The following is a 17,021-nucleotide window of genomic DNA, read 5'->3' as shown; positions in this document are numbered from 1 at the left end:
ACCGCGACTTCGCACGGCTGTTCGCGGTCGTATCGTCACGAACGTCGGCGACACCGGGACGCTCCCGCCCCGACTCAGGGGGTCAGCCGACCGGCCCGGAGCCACGTCGGCGGCTCGCCGTCGGCCTCGTCGACCACCGCGAACACCATCTGCTTGCGGACGCCGTTGGCGAGTCGCACGTCGAGCGAGAGGTCGCGCGGCGAGAACACGTGGCCCGCCGGGAGCACGCGGACGAGCAGTTCGGAGTGGCCGAACTCGTCGATGTCCTCGAACTCGGCGTAGGTCCGGAAGTCCGCCCCGAACTTGAACCCGGTCTTGGGCACGACGTTCCGCTCGCGGAGGTCGCTGTAGGTCCGGAGCCGCCGCCCGAACCGGTCGCCTTCGACGGTGCGGCCGCGCTCCCGGACCGTCGCCGCGTCGAGCGCGATGGCCCCCCGCTCGGCCAGGTACGCCGCCTCGACGAGCGAGAGCTGGAGCGCGTCGTGGTCGGCGTCCCGCCCCGCCAGCGGCGTGCCGTAGAACCCCGACTCGTACAGCGTCGCCGGCGGCCCCCAGCAGACGGCGCGGTCGGCGAGCAGGTCGGCGTCCACGCCTGTGGGGAGGTCGATGTCGGCCGTGCCGGTGGGGTCCGGACAGGCCGTCTCGAAGTACGTGATCTCGCTCTCCTCGTCGACGACCGCGAGCACGCAGTCGCCGAGGGCGGCCGCCGGGATGGACTGTCGCTCGCCGACCACCCTGACGCGGTAGGCGACCTCGCCGTCGCCCGGCCCCTTCCCCCGTGGGTAGACGATCAGGTCCGCGTCCCGTGCGCTGACGCGCTGGAGCCACGCCTCGCGAGCGGGTGAGAGGTAGAACCCACGCTCCCGCAGGTCGGCGTACACCAGGAACCGCGGGACGAAGCCGTCGCCGCTGGCGTCGCGGACGAACGTCCGGAACGCCATCCCGTCGACGGTGTCGAGGTCACCCCGGTAGAGCAGGTGTGCGGCCTCGACCGGCGCGAGGGCGATGGCGTTCCCGTCGGTCGGGTAGCCGTACCCCCGCGAGTCGTGGAACCGCTGACGGGCGTCGCCCCCCACGCGGACGACGCCGCCGTCGATGTGTCCGTTCATGGGGAGTTCTGCGTTCCCGCGCCGCAAAGCGGTGACGGTCCGACCCGGTCGGGATGGCCCGTCAACTCATGGTACGGCGTCGACGCTCGCCGGTTCGACGACCCCGTCACACGCCGAGTCGAGACACCGCCGGCCGCCGCCGGTCTCGAACACGGGGAGGCCGCAGTCGCAGTCGCCGACGACGCTGCCCGCCGGGAAGCTGTAGGTCGCGTCGCAGTCGGGGTAGTCGTCGCAGCCGACGAGCAGGCCGCCCTTGCGGAACACGCGGAGGTCGTCCCCGCAGTCGGGGCAGTCCCACGCGCGGTCGAAGCGGTCGATGACGGCCTCGTAGAGGGACTCGCAGGTGTAGTCGACGCAGCAGTCGATGGGCGTGCCACGCTCGACACGGATGCGGGGGAGGCCGCAGTCACAGCGACCGCCGTGGCAGGTGGCGTCGGTGGGGATGCCGTAGCGACGGTCGCAGCCGAGGCACGTCACCGCGCGGGTCGTCCGCACGAGTGCGCCGTCGCAGTCGGGACAGTGCCCCACCGGCTCGCCGGCGTCGGAGACGGGGTACGAGCCGGCGAGGTGGAGTGTGTGCGAGCGGACACGGAGCGTCCGGTCGCCGTCGTGGGCCGTCAGGTCGAGCCCGTCGTCGGTCGTGACGGCCACCGCGTCGGCGCGGGTGAGCCACGCGACCGGCTGGTAGCCGTCGGCGTCGTGGACGAGGACGGTGTCGTCTGGTTTGACGACGACGGCGACCTGTCCGCGGTGCTCGGTGCGGTCGCCGTTCTCGAACGTCGCCGTACAGTCGCCGACGAAGAGGCGGAGGGTATCCGACATACCCCCTCTGGTCCCGTTCCGGTACTTGAACCGTGGGACGCGTCGCCCCGGCGGCTCGACCGCGTGGTCGGTCGCCGTGACCGACGGACCGATACGGCTCGCGGTCCGAGCGAGCGTATGCACCACGAGGCGGTCCTGTTCGACATGGACGGCGTGCTCGTCGACTCCGAGCACTACTGGGTCGAGCGCGAGGAGCGCGACATCCTCCCGTGGGCGGTCCCCGACGCGACCGTCGAACCCAGCGAGATAACCGGGATGAACTACCGCGAGATACACGACTACCTCACGGAGCACTACGACGTGGCCGTCGGCAAGGAGGCCTGGGTCGAGCGTTTCGACGAGACGGCCGCCGAGATATACACGGACCACGCCGCCCTGCTGTCGGGCTTCGAGGACTGGCTGCCGGCCGCCCGCGCGGACGTGCCCGTCGCGGTCGTCTCCTCCTCGCCGCAGGACTGGATCGCCATGGTCTGCGAGCGGTTCGACCTCGCGTTCGACGCCCGCATCAGCGCCGAGGACATCGACGCTCCGGGCAAGCCCGAACCCGACATCTACGAGCACGCGGCCGACGTCGTTGGTGTCGAGCCGGGACGCTGCGTCGCCGTCGAGGACTCCGAGCACGGCATCGCGTCGGCCGTCGCCGCCGACTGCACCTGCATCGGCTACGTCTCCGGCGCGGACGACGCGCTCGACCACTCCGCCGCCGACCACGTCGTCGACTCGCCAGCGGACCTGCTCGCGACCGTCGACGAACTGCTCGGGCGGGGCGGCTGAGCCGGGGCCGGCACCGTAGCCGGCTGTCACTCGCGCTCGACGCGCTCGTCCGCCGGTCGAAGCAGTCGCGCCGTCCACGTGGCGGACATGTCGCCGCCGTCGCCCGCTTCGCGGGCCGGGCGTGCGTCGACCACCGTGGCGTTCCACCGACTCCGGGCCGTCGCGACCGAGCAGTCGGTGGCGACGAGTTCGGGGACCCCCGTGTCACGGTGTGCGTCGACCAGGGTGAACAGCCACCACAACAGCGACAGCGATGCCAGCCCAGCGACGACCGGCGTCCACCTCGGCAGGCCGATGATGTCGGCCGGCCCGACGGTCATGAACACGGCGACGAGCGGGACCGCGATCCAGAAGACGATTCGCCGCTCCCGCCGCTCCGAACGACGGTCCCGGCGCTCCCGGACGATGGTCTCCCCCTTCCCGGTGGGCACCGCGAGCACACGGTCGCCCGCACCGTCGACGGGGTACCGCAGGACGTCGACGCGCTCGTCCGGGTCCATACCGTCCCCGTTCTGGTGGTACTCACTAACGGGTTTCGCCGTCAGTCCTCGACCTGCACCGTCCGCGTCGCCGTCACCGGCACCAGCGGGAGGTCGGGAAACGCCACGGACACCTGGTAGGAGAGCACGTCGTCGGTCGCACCGAAGACGCCGACCGGGACCGTCGCCTCGCCGTCGAGGTACGTCTCGGTCGCGGTCATCTCGACGCCGTTGACGGTCACCCGGACGCCGGCGTTCGCGCCGTCGCCGGTGTTCCGGACCGTCACCTCGCACATTTCGTTCTCGCCGCGGGCGACGGTGTCCGGAAAGTCGCCCCACTCGACGGCGACGTTCGGGAGTCCCGACGCGCCCTCGTGGACCTGCTCGGCGACGCCCGCCGAGAGCCCGGCGTCCTCGAGTGCGCCGGGACCGGCGTCGGCGACGTCGCCGGGCGTCTCGAACCCCTCCTTCGCCAGCTTCGAGGCACGGCCCGCGCCGACGCCGTCGATGGCGGTCAGCCCGACCGCGTCGGGTGCGACGCCGTTCTCGACGCGGGCCTCGGCGCGGCGCGCGCAGTTCGCGGCGTTCGGGTCGGCGAAGCGGTCGAGGAACGCCTGCAACGCCGCGAGCAGGCGCAGCGCGTTCTGCTTGATGACCCAGGCGTCGCTGCGGAGGTCGCCCGGCGTCGTCCCGTTCATCGAGCCGACGAGGATGGCGAGCACCTTCCGCGCGCCGGCGTCCATGTCGCCCGTGTCGTTGCCGACGAGCACGTCGTCGACGGCCTCCTTCTCGGACTGGCGCGCGCTCACGCTGTCGAACTCGGCGGCCGTCGCGACCGCGCCGAGCACCGCCTTCTCGTCGATTCCCTCGCTCGTCGCGAGGTCGTAGAAGCGCTCCGCGGTGTCGAGTCTGAGGTAGAACTTCGAGGCCAGCACGCCCAGCCCGGTCGACTCGATGGCGAGGTCGTCGCCCGTCTCGACGAAGCCCCGTTCGACGAGGGATTCGAGGACGGTCCGCACGCGCTCGCGGCGGTCCTCGAAGCCGTACGCCTCGGGGTTCGACCGGGCGCGCTGGTAGTAGAACGTCGTCTCCAGCCAGCTCATCACGTCGTCCAGGTCCTGCACCGTCCCCATCGCGATCTCGGCGTTGAGGTGCGCGTCGAGGTTCTCCGCCAGTCTGCTCTCGATCTCCTTGCCCTCGCGGAGCAGGCGTCGGTACTTCCCGGCGTCCGACCCGTCACAGACGACCCAGCCGTAGCCCACGTCGTCGTAGCCCGGTCGCCCGGCCCGGCCGAGCATCTGGAGCACGTCGAGCGGGCTCATGTCCACCTCGCCCTCCAGGGGGTCGTGCAGCTTCGTGTCCCGGATGACCACACAGCGGGCGGGCATGTTCACGCCCCATGCGAGCGTCGACGTCGAGAACAGCAGCTGGAGCTTCCCCTGCTTGAACCACTCCTCGACGAGGTCCTTGTCGTTCTTCGAGAGGCCCGCGTGGTGGAACGCCACCCCGTCGATGCAGGAGTTCCGCAGCGTGTCGTTGTCGAGCTGCTGGGTCTCCGTGTGGAAGTCGTAGTCGCCGCGTGCGCCCATGTCCACGTCGCGCTCGGCCACCTCGTCTCGGGCTTTCTTCGCCGCCTGCACCGTGTCCTGGCGCGAGGAGACGAACACGAGCGCCTGCCCGTCCTCGTTCAGGTGCGGCTCCGCGAGGTCGAGCGCCCGGTAGAGCCGGCGGTACTTGTCCGCGAAGGAGTTCTCGCCGTGGGTGTACGTCTTCACGCCTGCGTTCAGGTCGACCGGCCGGTACTCGTCGCCGAACTCGAACGTCGCCTCCGGCGGCGCGTCCAGCCACGCCGCCACGTCGTCGACGTTCGGCATCGTCGCCGACAGCGCCACCACGCGGGGGTCACAGAGCCGGCGGAGCCGCGACACCGTCACCTCCAGCGTCGCGCCCCGCCGGTCCGAATCCAGCAGGTGCACCTCGTCGATGATGCAGACGTCCACGTCCGTGATGAAGTCGTACCGCGCCGTGTCGTGCTTGCGCGTCGCCGAATCGAGCTTCTCCGGCGTCATCACGAGGATGTCCGCGTGGCGGGCGCGCCGCGGGTTCAGGTCCCGCTCGCCCGTGACGACGTACACCGAGTAGCCCAGCTCCTCGAAGCGGTCCCAGTCCGCCTCCTTCTCGTTGGTCAGCGCGCGCAGCGGCGCGATGAACAGCGCGGTCCCGCCCGAATCCAGCGTCTTGCAGATGGCGAGCTCGGCGAGCGCCGTCTTCCCGCTCGCGGTCGGCGCGCTGGCGACGACGTTCGCCTCCGAGTCCAGCAGCGCGGGCAGCGCCTCCCGCTGCATCCGGTTGAACTCGTCGAAGGCGAAGGCGTCTGCAAAATCGGGGACGACCTCGGCGACCTCCATTCTGTGTGTGTCCGGGGGCCGAGTGGTCAAAGGCGTTTCCGTAGCGGAGCGAAAGTGATACTGGTGCGTGTTATCTCGTGACGTGGCTGGCTCGATTCCTGTTTCTCTGGTCCGGTGACGAACAGCCAGAAAGCCCCGAGGTTCTCGGCTCTCGCGACTCGCTGCGGTCCTCACTCCGTTCCGGTCCTTGCTTCGTCGAGGTTCACCGAGAACCTCGCCCCTTTCAGTCCCACCGTCGGAGCAAGCTCCGACGAGCCCCCGTTCGCTCGCAGGCTCGCCCACGGGGACACCCGACCGCACCGCACCTCACGCCTCCCCAGCCTCCTGCGGTGCTCGCTCCGCTGCGCTCCTCGTCCCTCGCGCGGAATGGCTCGCGGCCTGGCGAGACTCCTCCGTCGTCTCGCTGCCCTCCGCTCACTGCGTTCGCGGAGACCTCGCTTCGCTCGACACGCTCGCCAGCGCGCGCTGGTGGTAGAAAGTTTACAACAGGTGTAAACTCCTGTGGGTCGATAGTCGGCGTTCACCCGGCCGATTCGGCAGCAGCGTCGGACGCTTTGGCGGCGGCGCGCTCCAGCATCCCGTCGCTGGTCTCGTACCAGTAGTAGGCGGCGAGGCCGAGCGCGACGGCGACGTTCGAGAGCGTGACGGCCCAGAAGATGGACTGGACGCCGCCGTCGAGCAGGTAGACGCCGACGGCGGCGATGGGGAGGCGGACGCCCCAGTACTGCAGGAGGGAGGCGACCATGCTGGTCTTGGTGCGCCGGGCGGCGTTGAAGCCGCCCCGCAGCAGGTAGCCCGCGCCGATGGCCCAGTAGCCGAGCGCGAGGATCTGGAGGTAGTCGACGGTGTACGCGAGCGCCTGCGGCGCGATGTCGGGGACGAAGACGGTCGCGAGGGCACCGGGGACGAGCCACTGGACGACCCCGGCGAGGGTGAGCGCGACGACGGCGATACCGACGCCGGTCCAGGTGGTCGAGCGGGCGCGCTCGGTGTGGCCCGCGCCGAGGTTCTGCCCGATCATCGACTGGGCCGCCTGCTGGAGGCCGCTGGCGGGGATGAACGCGACGCTGGCGACGCGGGCACCGATGACGTAGGCAGCGAGGCCGGCGGTGCCCCCGGCGACGAAGACGAGGACGACGACGACGATGCGGACGGCGTCCTGGGCGACGCGCTGGCCGGCGGTGGGCCAGCCGACGTCGAGGAGTTCGCGACAGTCCGCAAGCGAGACGTGGGCGTCCTCGCGGGTGAGCCGGAAGGAACTGCGCAGGCCGAGCGCGAACGCGAGCACGAGCAGGAAGCTGGCCGCGTAGCCGCCCGCGGTGCCGAGGGCTGCGCCGCTGATGCCCAGCCCGTCGAAGCCGGGGACGCCGTAGCCGAAGATGAGCACCGGGTCGAGGACGACGTTGACGGCGACGGCGGTGACGTTGACGTACAGCGTCGCCCGGGTGTCACCCCAGCCGAGGAATCCCGCTTCGAGCGAGTCCGAGAGACCCATGAACAGGAAGACGGGTGCGTAGGCGGTGAAGTAGGTGATGGCAGGGGCGACGGCCGGGGCATCGGGGTTGACCGTGGCGATCGCGCGGACGAGCGGGTCGGCGAAGAAGAAGGCGAGGAGGGCGGCAACGGAACCGAATAGGAATGTCAGGACGACGCCGTTGAACGCGGCGCGTCGGGCCGTTCGCTCCTCGTCCGCGCCGACGCGCTGTGAGACGACGACGTGCGAGCCGACCATCGGCCCGACGACGGCGAGTGCGACGAGGATGGAGGTCAGCGGCGTCACGAGACCGACAGCCCCGAGTTCGGCCTCGCCGATGCGGCCGAGCCAGAAGGCGTCGACGACCTGCTGGACGACCTGGACGAGGTTCTGGACCACCAGCGGTGCCGCGAGCGCGACGAGCACCTTCGGTATGGACCCCGTTCGTATGTCGTCCGGTGACACGTCGAACATCTGCTCGTTATTGCACTGGTACGCGACTGGCACAAAACTCTGTCGACCATTACCGATGGACGGCTGTTGGGAGAGAATGCAATCTCCGTGTCAGGTTCACCGGCCGTCGCCGGAACCCCGACGCTTTTTCTGCCCCCGGACCGGAGTTCTCGGTATGAGCCGTTCGCGGAAGCCCGACTGGCTGAAGATGCGGCCGCCGGCGGGCCGGGAGTTCACCGACATCAAGCGGACGCTGCGCGAGCACGACCTCAACACCGTCTGCGAGGAGGCGAACTGCCCGAACCTCGGGGAGTGCTGGAGCGGCCGCAACGGGAGCAGCGACGGCGGCACGGCGACGTTCATGCTGATGGGCCACCGCTGTTCGCGCGGGTGTAACTTCTGCGACGTCGAGACGGGGGGGATGGAGCCGCTCGACCCCGACGAGCCCGCGAACGTCGCCGAGGCCATCGCCGAGATCGGGCTCGATTACGTCGTCCTCACGTCGGTCGACCGCGACGACCTCCCCGACCAGGGCGCTGGTCACTTCGCGGAGACCATCCGCGAGATAAAGCAGCGCCACCCCGGGATTCTGGTGGAGGTGCTCATCCCCGACTTCCAGGGCGAACCCGACCTCGTCCGCAAGATAATCGACGCCGGGCCGGACGTCATCGCGCACAACGTCGAGACCGTCGAGCGCCTCCAGTGGCCGGTCCGGGACCGCCGCGCGGGCTACGAGCAGTCGCTCTCGGTGCTGGAGCAGGTCGCCCGCGAGTCCGACATCTACACGAAGACGAGCCTGATGCTCGGCGTCGGCGAGTACCACCACGAGATCTGGCAGACCCTCTCGGACCTGGCCGAGATCGACCTCGACATCGTCACGCTCGGGCAGTACCTCCAGCCGTCGCGGACCCACCTCGACGTGGAGCGGTACGTCCACCCCGACGAGTTCGACACTTGGCGGGACGTCGCCGAGGACGAGTTCGAGTTCCTCTACTGTGCCTCCGGCCCGATGGTCCGCTCGTCGTACAAGGCCGGCGAGCTGTTCGTCGACGCCGTGCTCCGGGACGGCAAGAGCGTCGAGGAGGCCAGGGAACAGGCGCGTCGGGTTGCCTCGGACTGACCCGACCGCTCGCGGGAGTCCCCGGTTTTCCGCCCGGTGCGTGCCCGTGAGGAACCGGCTGGGGGAGGCGTGAGGCTGCGGTGCGGGTTCGGTCGTGGAGCGGCGGCGCGAGTGGCCGTGGCCTCGTTCGTTCCAGCATCCCCGCGCGGAACGTCGCCCGACGGAATCGCACATCTCACGAGACCGATTCCACCGACGAAAAACGCCCCACGGGAACACACCACATCATCGGTACAGAACCACACGCGTACGACCGAATAAACTCCCGCCCATTCGTCCAGAATTGAGGATAGAAGACCGTGAGGAACCTAGGTCGAACGGCTATTGGCCAAAGAAACTGGAAATCCGTTCAGCTTCCGGGCGAAAATCGCAAATCTGTGCGACTGTATGGCAAGAATCGGGTTGATAGTAACGTTTTTACGAAAACCATATAACCTGAGCGGGAGACATTCGATACATGTCAAGGTGGGTTCTACCGTGAGCACGATCCAGCACGACCCCCGAGAGCGCGTACAGGTGCTCGACGACGCGGGCCGGGTGCTCGACGACGCGGAGGTGCCGGACGTCGACGACGACGAGCTCGTCGAGATGTACAAACAGATGCGCCTGGCCCGCCACTTCGACCAGCGAGCCGTCTCGCTCCAGCGCCAGGGACGCATGGGGACCTACCCCCCGCTCTCCGGACAGGAGGGTGCCCAGATCGGCAGCGCCCACGCGCTGGACGAGGACGACTGGCTGTTCCCGTCCTACCGCGAGCACGGCGCGGCGCTCGTCCGTGGCGTCTCGCTGGAGAAGACGCTGCTGACCTGGATGGGCCACGAGTCCGGCAACGACATCCCGGACGACGTGAACATGTTCACCACCGCGGTGCCCATCGCGACGCAGGTCCCCCACGCGACCGGCGCGGCCTGGGCGTCGAAGCTCAAGGACGAGAACAGGGCGTTCATCTGCTACTTCGGCGACGGCGCGACCTCGGAGGGTGACTTCCACGAGGGGCTGAACTTCGCCGGCGTCTTCGACACGCCGAACGTGTTCTTCTGCAACAACAACCAGTGGGCCATCTCGGTCCCGCGGGAGAAGCAGACCGCGAGCGAGACCATCGCCCAGAAGGCCACCGCCTACGGCTTCGAGGGCGTGCAGGTCGACGGGATGGACCCGCTGGCGGTGTACAAGGTCACACGCGAGGCCGTCGAGAAGGCGAAGAACCCCGACGACGACGAGCTGCGTCCGACGCTCATCGAGGCGGTCCAGTACCGCTTCGGGGCGCACACCACCGCCGACGACCCCTCCGTCTACCGCGACGACGAGGAGGTCGAGCGCTGGAAGCAGAAGGACCCCATCCCGCGCATGGAGACGTTCCTGCGCCAGCACGGGCTGCTCGACGACGAGCGCGTCGACGCCATCGAGGGCGAGATCGAGGACGAGGTCGCCGACGCCATCGCCGCCGCCGAGGCGGTCGAGCGCCCCGACCCCGAAGAGATATTCAAACACGTTTATGCGGGCATGCCGAAGAAGCTGGACGAACAGCTGGAGTGGTTCAACAGCGTCCGCGAAGAGTTCGGCGACGACGCACTCCTGGAGGACTAACACATGGCAACGCAAGACACTGCATCCGAGACGGAGAACCTGACGCTCGTGCAGTCCGTCCGCGACGGGCTGTACACCGAGATGAAGAACGACGAAGACGTGCTCGTCATGGGCGAGGACGTCGGGAAGAACGGCGGCGTGTTCCGCGCGACCGAAGGACTCTACGAGGAGTTCGGCGGGGACCGCGTCATCGACACGCCGCTGGCCGAGTCCGGCATCGTCGGCACGGCCATCGGGATGGCCGCCTACGGCCTGAAGCCCGTGCCCGAGATCCAGTTCATGGGCTTCATCTACCCCGCGTTCGACCAGATCGTGAGCCACGCGGCGCGCATCCGGACGCGCTCCCGCGGCCGGTTCACGTGTCCGATGGTCGTCCGCGCACCGTACGGCGGCGGCATCCGCGCCCCGGAGCACCACTCCGAGTCGACGGAGGCGATGTTCGCCCACCAGCCGGGCCTCAAGGTGCAGATCCCGAGCACGCCGTACGACGCGAAGGGGATGCTCATCTCGGCCATCCGCGACCCCGACCCGGTCGTGTTCCTCGAGCCGAAGCTCATCTACCGCGCGTTCCGCGACGAGGTCCCGACCGACGACTACGAGGTCCCGCTCGGCGAGGCCGCCGTGCGCCGCGAGGGCACCGACATCTCGGTGTTCACCTGGGGTGCGATGTCCCGGCCGACGATGGAGGCCGCCGAGGAGCTCGCCGAGGAGGACGGCATCGACGTCGAGGTCGTCGACATCCGTTCGATCTCGCCGCTCGACGAGGAGACCATCGTCGAGTCGTTCAAGAAGACCGGCCGCGCTGCGGTCGTCCACGAGGCCCCGAAGTCCGGCGGCCTCGGCGGCGAGATCGCCTCTATCATCCAGGAGGAGGCGCTGCTGTACCAGGAGGCACCGGTCGAGCGCATCACCGGCTTCGACACGCCGTTCCCGCTGTACGCGCTCGAGGACTACTACCTGCCGGAGCCCGCACGCATCAAGAAGGGTATCCGCGACGCGGTGAGCTTCTGACATGCCCAAGGAATTCAAGCTTCCCGACGTGGGCGAGGGCGTCGCCGAGGGCGAGCTGCTGGAGTGGCTCGTCGAGCCCGGCGACACCGTCACGGAGGACCAGCCGGTCGCGAAGGTCGAGACCGACAAGGCCGCCGTCGACGTCCCCTCGCCGTACAACGGCACGGTGAAGGAACTGCTCGCCGAGGCGGGCGAGATGGTGCCCGTCGGCGACGTCATCATGGTGTACAACGTCGAGGGCGAGGACGACCTCGACGACACGACGCCCAGCGGCTCCGGCGCGAGCGAGGAGAGCGCCGAGGGCGACGCTGGCGAGGCAGCCGATGCCGAACCCGAAGCCGCCGAACCCGCCGGCGACACCGAGGAGGTCGAGACGCCCTCGGGTCGCGTGTTCGCGCCGCCGAGCGCCCGGAAGCTCGCCCGCGAACTCGGCGTCGACATCGGCGCGGTCGAGGGCACCGGCCCCTCGGGCCGCGTCACCGATGCCGACGTGCGCACCCACGCCGAGGGTGGCGACGAGGCGGAACCCGAACCGGCGACCGCCACAGGCGACGACGGTGCCGCCGCGAGCGAGTCCGCCGACGCAGGCGCTGCCGGCGGCCAGGCGGCCGCGAGCACGACGACGACGGCCGCGCCGTCGAGCGTCGAGGCCGCGGACCGCGAGAAGACGCTGGCCGCCCCGGCGACGCGCAAGCTCGCCGAGGACGAGGGCGTCGACCTGAACGCGGTGCCGACGGACGAGACGAAAGACGGCGAGGCGTTCGTCACGCCCGAGGCCGTCCGCGAGTACGCCCAGGCCCAGCAGCAGGCCCAGCAGGCCGACGCGCAGGCGATGGCCGCCGGCGAGTCACTGGGCGAGCCGCAGCAACGTGAGGTCCGCGAGCCCTACCGCGGCGTGCGCAAGACCATCGGCGACGCGATGGCGGAGTCGAAGTACACCGCCCCGCACGTCACCCACCACGACGAGGTCGACGTGACCGCGCTCGTCGAGGCCCGCCAGGAGCTCAAGCCCCACGCCGCCGAGAAGGACATCAAGCTGACGTACATGCCGTTCGTGATGAAGGCGTGTGTGGCGGCGCTGAAGGAGTTCCCCGTCGTCAACTCCTCGCTCGACGAGGAGAACGAGGAGATCGTCAAGAAGAACTACTACAACATCGGCGTCGCGACCGCGACCGACGTGGGCCTGATGGTCCCCGTGGTCAAGCAGGCCGACCGGAAGGGCCTGCTCCAGCTCTCCTCGGAGATGAACGAGCTGGTCTCGAAGGCCCGCGAGCGCTCCATCGCGCTGGAGGAGATGCGCGGCGGGACGTTCACCATCACGAACATCGGCGGCATCGGTGGCGAGTACGCCACGCCGATCATCAACTACCCCGAGACCGCCATCCTCGCGCTCGGCGAGATCAAGAAGAAGCCCCGCGTCGTCACCGACGAGAACGGCGAGGACTCCATCGAGATCCGCCACGTGCTGACGCTGTCGCTGGCGTTCGACCACCGCGTCATCGACGGGGCCGACGGTGCGCAGTTCACCAACGAGGTCAAGAAGTACCTCGAGAACCCGAAGCTGCTCCTGCTGGAGTAGGCTGGGTTCCACGTCACCGTTCCGGTCTTTCGCCCCATCTTTTCGGGGTGGAAACTCGCGTCAGAACTGTCGCACGGAAGCGGCTGCTCCGGTCGAGTGTACCGCTCCGTCCCCCCGTGGCGACCGCCCCCCGACGGTCGCACACTCGGCAGTACCGTGACGGTCCCCCCGAACCGTCTTCCCGATTCGGTCTGCCCGACTGTACGGACGCACGACCCTGGGTTATAGGCACCGTTGAGACGCCGTCTCACCCGTGAGACGCAGTCTCAGTTTGCGAACGGTTAACTCACCCCCCTCGAATACGACTACATGGACCGGGATGCCGTCGTCGATGCCGTCGCCCTGCTGCAACGCGCACCCGTTCTCGCGGCCTGTCGAGGCGGCCCGACGGACCGTTCCACCATCGCCGAACGTGCCGGGGTCTCGCGGGCGACGGCGTACCGGGCGACGAACGCGCTGACCGAGCGTGGGCTACTGGCACGCGGCGCTGACGGCTACCGGGTCACGGGCTTCGGCCGTGCCGTCCTCACGCACGTCGAGTCGTTCGAGGAGGGGATGGTCGGCGCGCGCAGGCTGGCACCCGTTCTTGCACGGGTCGACGCCCCCGAACTCGTCTCGAACACCCACCTCTTCACCGACGCGACGGTCCTCACCGCGGACCCGTCGGCCCCGTACCGCATCGATCAGGAGATCGCGGGCATCGTCGCGGACACCAGCCGGGAGATGGTCGGCGTCACGACCACCTTCGGGTCGCCGACGGTGATGGAGCGGACGTACGAGGTCATCCGGAGCGGCGTCGCGGTCGAGTGGGTCCTCACGCGGGCGGCGTTCGAGGGCGTCCTCGACCAGTACGCCGATGGACACGGCGAGCTCATGGCGATGGGCACGACCGCGACCTACCTCGTCGAGGACCCACCGCTCGACGTCGCCATCTACGACGACACCCTCGTGATACCCGGTTACGACGGCGAGAGCGGGACGGTCACGGCGATGGCGACGACCGAGGATCCGGACGCGGTCGCGTGGGCTCGCGGCGTCTTCGAGGCGTGTCGGGAGCGGGCGGACCGGCTGGGGTGACTGTCACGTGCCCACACGCGACGGCCCGAACCGCGGCTTCGTCTCCGGGCACTGCCGGCGCTGGCAATTCCTGCGGCTTTTTATGGCTGCTGGTTGGGTGTTGTAGTATGGTCGTCGGAGACGTCACTACTGGCACGGACGTACTGGTCATCGGCGCGGGTCCGGGGGGCTACGTGGCCGCCATCCGCGCCGGACAGCTCGACCTCGACGTGACGCTCGTCGAGCGCGACGCCTACGGCGGGGCCTGCCTCAACCGGGGCTGCATCCCGTCGAAGGCGCTCATCACGGGCTCGAAGCTCGCCCACGACGCGGGCAACGCGGAGGACCTCGGCATCCACGCGAACCCCGCCGTGGACCTCTCGCAGATGATGAACTGGAAGGACGGGGTCGTCGACGGGCTCACCGGCGGCGTCGAGAAGCTCTGTAAGGCCAACGGCGTCAACCTCGTCGAGGGCACCGCGGAGTTCGCCGGCGAGAACTCGGTCCGCGTCGTCCACGGCGGCGAGGGCCAGGGCAGCGAGTCCATCGACTTCGAGCACGCCATCATCGCCACCGGCTCGCGGCCCATCCAGATCCCGGGCTTCGAGTTCGACGGCGAGCACGTCATCTCCGCCGAGGGCGCGCTCGACCTCCAGACCGTCCCGGACGAGCTGGTCGTCGTCGGCGCGGGCTACATCGGCATGGAGCTCGCCGGGGTCTACGCCCGTCTCGGCACCGACGTGACCGTCATCGAGATGCTCGACGACGTGCTGCCACCGTACGAGGACGACGTGAGTCGCGTCGTCCGCAAGCACGCCGAGGAGCTCGGCGTCGAGTTCCACTTCGGCTACACCGCCGAGGACTGGGAGGAATCGGGCGACGGGGTCGTCGTCACCGCCACGCCCGCCGCCGCCGACGGTGGCGAGGCAGCCGAGGCCGAAGAGGACGACGAACAGGAGCCCCTCGAGCTCTCCGCGGACAAGGTACTCGTCGCGGTCGGCCGCCAGCCCGTCACCGACACGATGGAGCTCGAGGCCGCCGGCATCGAGACGGACGAGCACGGCTTCATCCAGACCGACGACCGCGCCCGCACCGAGAAGGACCACATCTTCGCGGTCGGCGACGTCGCCGGCGAGCCGATGCTCGCACACAAGGCCAGCACGGAGGGCCAGGTCGCCGCCGAGGTCATCGCCGGCGAGCCCTCGGCCATCGACTACCAGGCGATGCCCGCCGCGGTGTTCACCTCGCCCGAGATCGGCACCGTCGGCCTGACCGAGGCGGAGGCCGAGGAACAGGGCTTCGAGCCGGTCACCGGCAAGTTCCCGTTCAACGCCAGCGGCCGTGCGATGACCGCCAACGAGACCGACGGCTTCGTCCGCATCGTCGCCGACGAGCCGAGTGGCTTCGTGCTCGGCGCACAGATCGTCGGCCCGGAGGCCAGCGAGCTCGTCGCCGAGCTCGGACTCGCCATCGAGATGGGTGCGACGCTCGAGGACGTCGCCTCGACGGTCCACACGCACCCGACGCTCGCCGAGGCGACGATGGAGGCCGCCGAGAACGCGCTCGGTCACGCCATCCACACGCTGAACCGCTGAACGACCGGACCGACGGACGGCTCCGATACGTTTTGCTCCGGTAGGCTGTCCCCGCCGTCGCATAGGTGGCTCGTAACAATGCCCGAACAGTCCCAACACCGTCGCATGGGAGGGAGCGACAGCACGGCGCTGCGGCGGTTCCTCGGTCGCTGTCCGGACTGCGAGGTGTCGATTCCGCCCGGGCGACTGCTCGCGGTGTACGAGCCGGCCGACGGTTGGCCGCAGCTCCTCGCGGAGTGTCCCGACTGCGAGGTCGTCGTGCATCCGGCGTAGCGTCCGCCTGCTCCGTTATCCGTCGTGTGCGGGCCATCGGTACGTATCTAATCCACTGTGTCGTGCTAGCACCATGCAGGCAGCGTTCCTCGTCACCGGGGTGATGTTCACGACCATCGGTGCCGCTGCCTCGGTCGGTGGTGACGGTGCGCTGTGGGGCTCGTGCCTCGCGCTCGGCATCGTGTTCCTCACCCTCGGGCTGGTGCTCGCCGAGGAGGACTTCCCCGGTGACGACGCCACGGAGGCCGGGACCGACGAGCGGGGCTGACCACCCTGTCGCCCCGACGGCCTTTTGCCCGGCAGCGCTGTACGGCCAGCCATGACAGTCGTCACGCTCGGGCCCGCCGGGACGTACTCGCACCGCGCCGCCAGCGCCGTCGCCGACGGGGTCGAGTTCCGCGAGTCCGTGACGAGCATCGTCGAGGCCGTCGCCGAGGGTGACGCCGACCGCGGTGTCGTCCCCATCGAGAACAGCATCGAGGGCAGCGTCACGGAGACGCTGGACGCCCTCGCCGAGTTCGACGTGGCCGTCACGCGCGAGGTCGTCACGCCGATCCGGCACGCGCTGCTCGCCCAGGGTGAGGCCTTCGATACCGTCGCCAGCCACCCGCAGGCGCTCGCGCAGTGCCGCGGCTTCCTCGACGAGCACTACCCCGAGGTCGAGCGCGAGGCCGTCGCGAGCACCGCCCGCGGGGTCGAACGGGCCCGCGGGGACGCCACCGTCGCGGCCATCGCCCACCCCGGCACCGCCGACGACACCGTCTCGCTGCTCGCCGAGGACATCCAGGACCGCACCTCGAACGCGACCCGCTTCTTCGTCGTCGCACCGCCCGCCGACCGCGCCGAGGCCGGCGGGAAGACAACCCTCGTCGTCTACCCCGGCGCGAACTACCCCGGGCTCCTGCTCGAACTCCTCCAGCCCTTCGCCGACCGCGACATCAACCTCTCACGGCTCGAGTCCCGTCCGTCCGGCGAGCGCCTCGGTGACTACGCCTTCCACGTCGACGTCGACGCCGGGCTGTTCGAGGAGCGGACGCAGGCCGCACTGGAGGACGTGGAGGAGCTGGCGAGTGCGGGCTGGGTACGCGTGCTCGGGTCGTACGATGTCGAGCACGTGCTGGACTGACTCTTTTTATCGGAAGCCGGGACCACACCCGGCGTGGCCTGCGCATCGACGGACGGCGTCTCGCGGCCGTGCGGAGACACACTGCCCGGTGGTCAGTCCACCTGTTCGTCCACCGAGCTACGCATCCACACGCGGTGTTTAAGTGTGCGCCCGTC

The 17,021-nt window shown here is 69.6% G+C and carries 15 protein-coding genes; 10 read left to right on the top strand and 5 right to left on the bottom strand.

Annotated elements, in window-relative coordinates; translation table 11 throughout:
• Nucleotides 1-74: 74 nt before the first annotated feature.
• A complete protein-coding gene (gene endA / locus NO345_RS00335; protein ID WP_256295738.1) occupies nucleotides 75-1,109 on the bottom strand; it encodes a tRNA-intron lyase in 1,035 nt (344 codons plus the stop codon).
• Between the two features lie 66 nt (nucleotides 1,110-1,175).
• Nucleotides 1,176-1,931 (bottom strand): topoisomerase DNA-binding C4 zinc finger domain-containing protein, encoded by a 756-nt coding sequence (locus NO345_RS00330; protein ID WP_256295737.1) that lies wholly within the window; start codon nucleotides 1,929-1,931, stop codon nucleotides 1,176-1,178.
• A 117-nt stretch (nucleotides 1,932-2,048) separates the two neighbouring features.
• On the opposite strand from NO345_RS00330, the gene NO345_RS00325 reads away from it, so the two are divergent.
• On the top strand, nucleotides 2,049-2,705 hold the full coding sequence (locus NO345_RS00325; protein WP_256295736.1) for an HAD family hydrolase: 657 nt from the start codon (nucleotides 2,049-2,051) through the stop codon (nucleotides 2,703-2,705).
• A 26-nt stretch (nucleotides 2,706-2,731) separates the two neighbouring features.
• On the opposite strand, the gene NO345_RS00320 is transcribed toward NO345_RS00325, so the two are convergent.
• The 3 genes from NO345_RS00320 to NO345_RS00310 all read right to left on the bottom strand — a co-directional run bounded on the left by NO345_RS00320 (nucleotide 2,732) and on the right by NO345_RS00310 (nucleotide 7,540).
• Entirely contained in the window at nucleotides 2,732-3,205 is a 474-nt protein-coding gene (locus NO345_RS00320) for a hypothetical protein (RefSeq protein WP_256295735.1), read from the bottom strand.
• A gap of 41 nt (nucleotides 3,206-3,246) precedes the next feature.
• Nucleotides 3,247-5,592: a DEAD/DEAH box helicase gene (locus NO345_RS00315; protein WP_256295734.1), complete on the bottom strand. Its 2,346-nt coding sequence runs from the start codon at nucleotides 5,590-5,592 to the stop codon at nucleotides 3,247-3,249.
• A gap of 520 nt (nucleotides 5,593-6,112) precedes the next feature.
• Nucleotides 6,113-7,540, bottom strand: a complete 1,428-nt coding sequence (locus tag NO345_RS00310; RefSeq protein WP_256297529.1) for an MATE family efflux transporter — start codon at nucleotides 7,538-7,540, stop codon at nucleotides 6,113-6,115.
• A 154-nt stretch (nucleotides 7,541-7,694) separates the two neighbouring features.
• On the opposite strand from NO345_RS00310, the gene lipA reads away from it, so the two are divergent.
• The 9 genes from lipA to pheA all read left to right on the top strand — a co-directional run bounded on the left by lipA (nucleotide 7,695) and on the right by pheA (nucleotide 16,866).
• Entirely contained in the window at nucleotides 7,695-8,639 is a 945-nt protein-coding gene (gene lipA / locus NO345_RS00305; protein WP_256295733.1) for a lipoyl synthase, read from the top strand.
• Between the two features lie 477 nt (nucleotides 8,640-9,116).
• Entirely contained in the window at nucleotides 9,117-10,226 is a 1,110-nt protein-coding gene (gene pdhA / locus NO345_RS00300; protein ID WP_256295732.1) for a pyruvate dehydrogenase (acetyl-transferring) E1 component subunit alpha, read from the top strand.
• A 3-nt stretch (nucleotides 10,227-10,229) separates the two neighbouring features.
• Entirely contained in the window at nucleotides 10,230-11,237 is a 1,008-nt protein-coding gene (locus NO345_RS00295; RefSeq protein ID WP_256295731.1) for an alpha-ketoacid dehydrogenase subunit beta, read from the top strand.
• Nucleotide 11,238: 1 nt separating this feature from the next.
• Nucleotides 11,239-12,816, top strand: coding sequence for a dihydrolipoamide acetyltransferase family protein (locus tag NO345_RS00290; RefSeq protein WP_256295730.1), 1,578 nt, complete (start codon nucleotides 11,239-11,241; stop codon nucleotides 12,814-12,816).
• Between the two features lie 309 nt (nucleotides 12,817-13,125).
• Nucleotides 13,126-13,893: a helix-turn-helix transcriptional regulator gene (locus tag NO345_RS00285; protein ID WP_256295729.1), complete on the top strand. Its 768-nt coding sequence runs from the start codon at nucleotides 13,126-13,128 to the stop codon at nucleotides 13,891-13,893.
• A gap of 107 nt (nucleotides 13,894-14,000) precedes the next feature.
• Entirely contained in the window at nucleotides 14,001-15,467 is a 1,467-nt protein-coding gene (gene lpdA / locus NO345_RS00280) for a dihydrolipoyl dehydrogenase (RefSeq protein ID WP_256295728.1), read from the top strand.
• A gap of 78 nt (nucleotides 15,468-15,545) precedes the next feature.
• Complete coding sequence (locus NO345_RS00275) at nucleotides 15,546-15,740, top strand: DUF7837 family putative zinc-binding protein (protein ID WP_256297578.1); 195 nt, start codon at nucleotides 15,546-15,548, stop codon at nucleotides 15,738-15,740.
• Between the two features lie 73 nt (nucleotides 15,741-15,813).
• Entirely contained in the window at nucleotides 15,814-16,008 is a 195-nt protein-coding gene (locus NO345_RS00270; RefSeq protein ID WP_256295727.1) for a hypothetical protein, read from the top strand.
• Between the two features lie 51 nt (nucleotides 16,009-16,059).
• A complete protein-coding gene (pheA, locus tag NO345_RS00265) occupies nucleotides 16,060-16,866 on the top strand; it encodes a prephenate dehydratase (protein ID WP_256295726.1) in 807 nt (268 codons plus the stop codon).
• The last annotated feature ends 155 nt before the right edge of the window (nucleotides 16,867-17,021 follow it).

The organism is Haloarchaeobius salinus, assembly GCF_024464185.1.
Classification (GTDB): Archaea; Halobacteriota; Halobacteria; order Halobacteriales; family Natrialbaceae; genus Haloarchaeobius; species Haloarchaeobius salinus.
This window is presented reverse-complemented; position numbering and strand designations above follow the sequence as displayed.

Coding starts and splice junctions, on each gene's coding strand:
- endA (WP_256295738.1), bottom strand. CDS start 1,109: ATGAACGGACACATCGACGGCGGCGTCGTCCGCGTGGGGGGCGACGCC.
- NO345_RS00330 (WP_256295737.1), bottom strand. CDS start 1,931: ATGTCGGATACCCTCCGCCTCTTCGTCGGCGACTGTACGGCGACGTTC.
- NO345_RS00325 (WP_256295736.1), top strand. CDS start 2,049: ATGCACCACGAGGCGGTCCTGTTCGACATGGACGGCGTGCTCGTCGAC.
- NO345_RS00320 (WP_256295735.1), bottom strand. CDS start 3,205: ATGGACCCGGACGAGCGCGTCGACGTCCTGCGGTACCCCGTCGACGGT.
- NO345_RS00315 (WP_256295734.1), bottom strand. CDS start 5,592: ATGGAGGTCGCCGAGGTCGTCCCCGATTTTGCAGACGCCTTCGCCTTC.
- NO345_RS00310 (WP_256297529.1), bottom strand. CDS start 7,540: ATGTTCGACGTGTCACCGGACGACATACGAACGGGGTCCATACCGAAG.
- lipA (WP_256295733.1), top strand. CDS start 7,695: ATGAGCCGTTCGCGGAAGCCCGACTGGCTGAAGATGCGGCCGCCGGCG.
- NO345_RS00295 (WP_256295731.1), top strand. CDS start 10,230: ATGGCAACGCAAGACACTGCATCCGAGACGGAGAACCTGACGCTCGTG.
- NO345_RS00290 (WP_256295730.1), top strand. CDS start 11,239: ATGCCCAAGGAATTCAAGCTTCCCGACGTGGGCGAGGGCGTCGCCGAG.
- NO345_RS00285 (WP_256295729.1), top strand. CDS start 13,126: ATGGACCGGGATGCCGTCGTCGATGCCGTCGCCCTGCTGCAACGCGCA.
- lpdA (WP_256295728.1), top strand. CDS start 14,001: ATGGTCGTCGGAGACGTCACTACTGGCACGGACGTACTGGTCATCGGC.
- NO345_RS00275 (WP_256297578.1), top strand. CDS start 15,546: ATGCCCGAACAGTCCCAACACCGTCGCATGGGAGGGAGCGACAGCACG.
- NO345_RS00270 (WP_256295727.1), top strand. CDS start 15,814: ATGCAGGCAGCGTTCCTCGTCACCGGGGTGATGTTCACGACCATCGGT.
- pheA (WP_256295726.1), top strand. CDS start 16,060: ATGACAGTCGTCACGCTCGGGCCCGCCGGGACGTACTCGCACCGCGCC.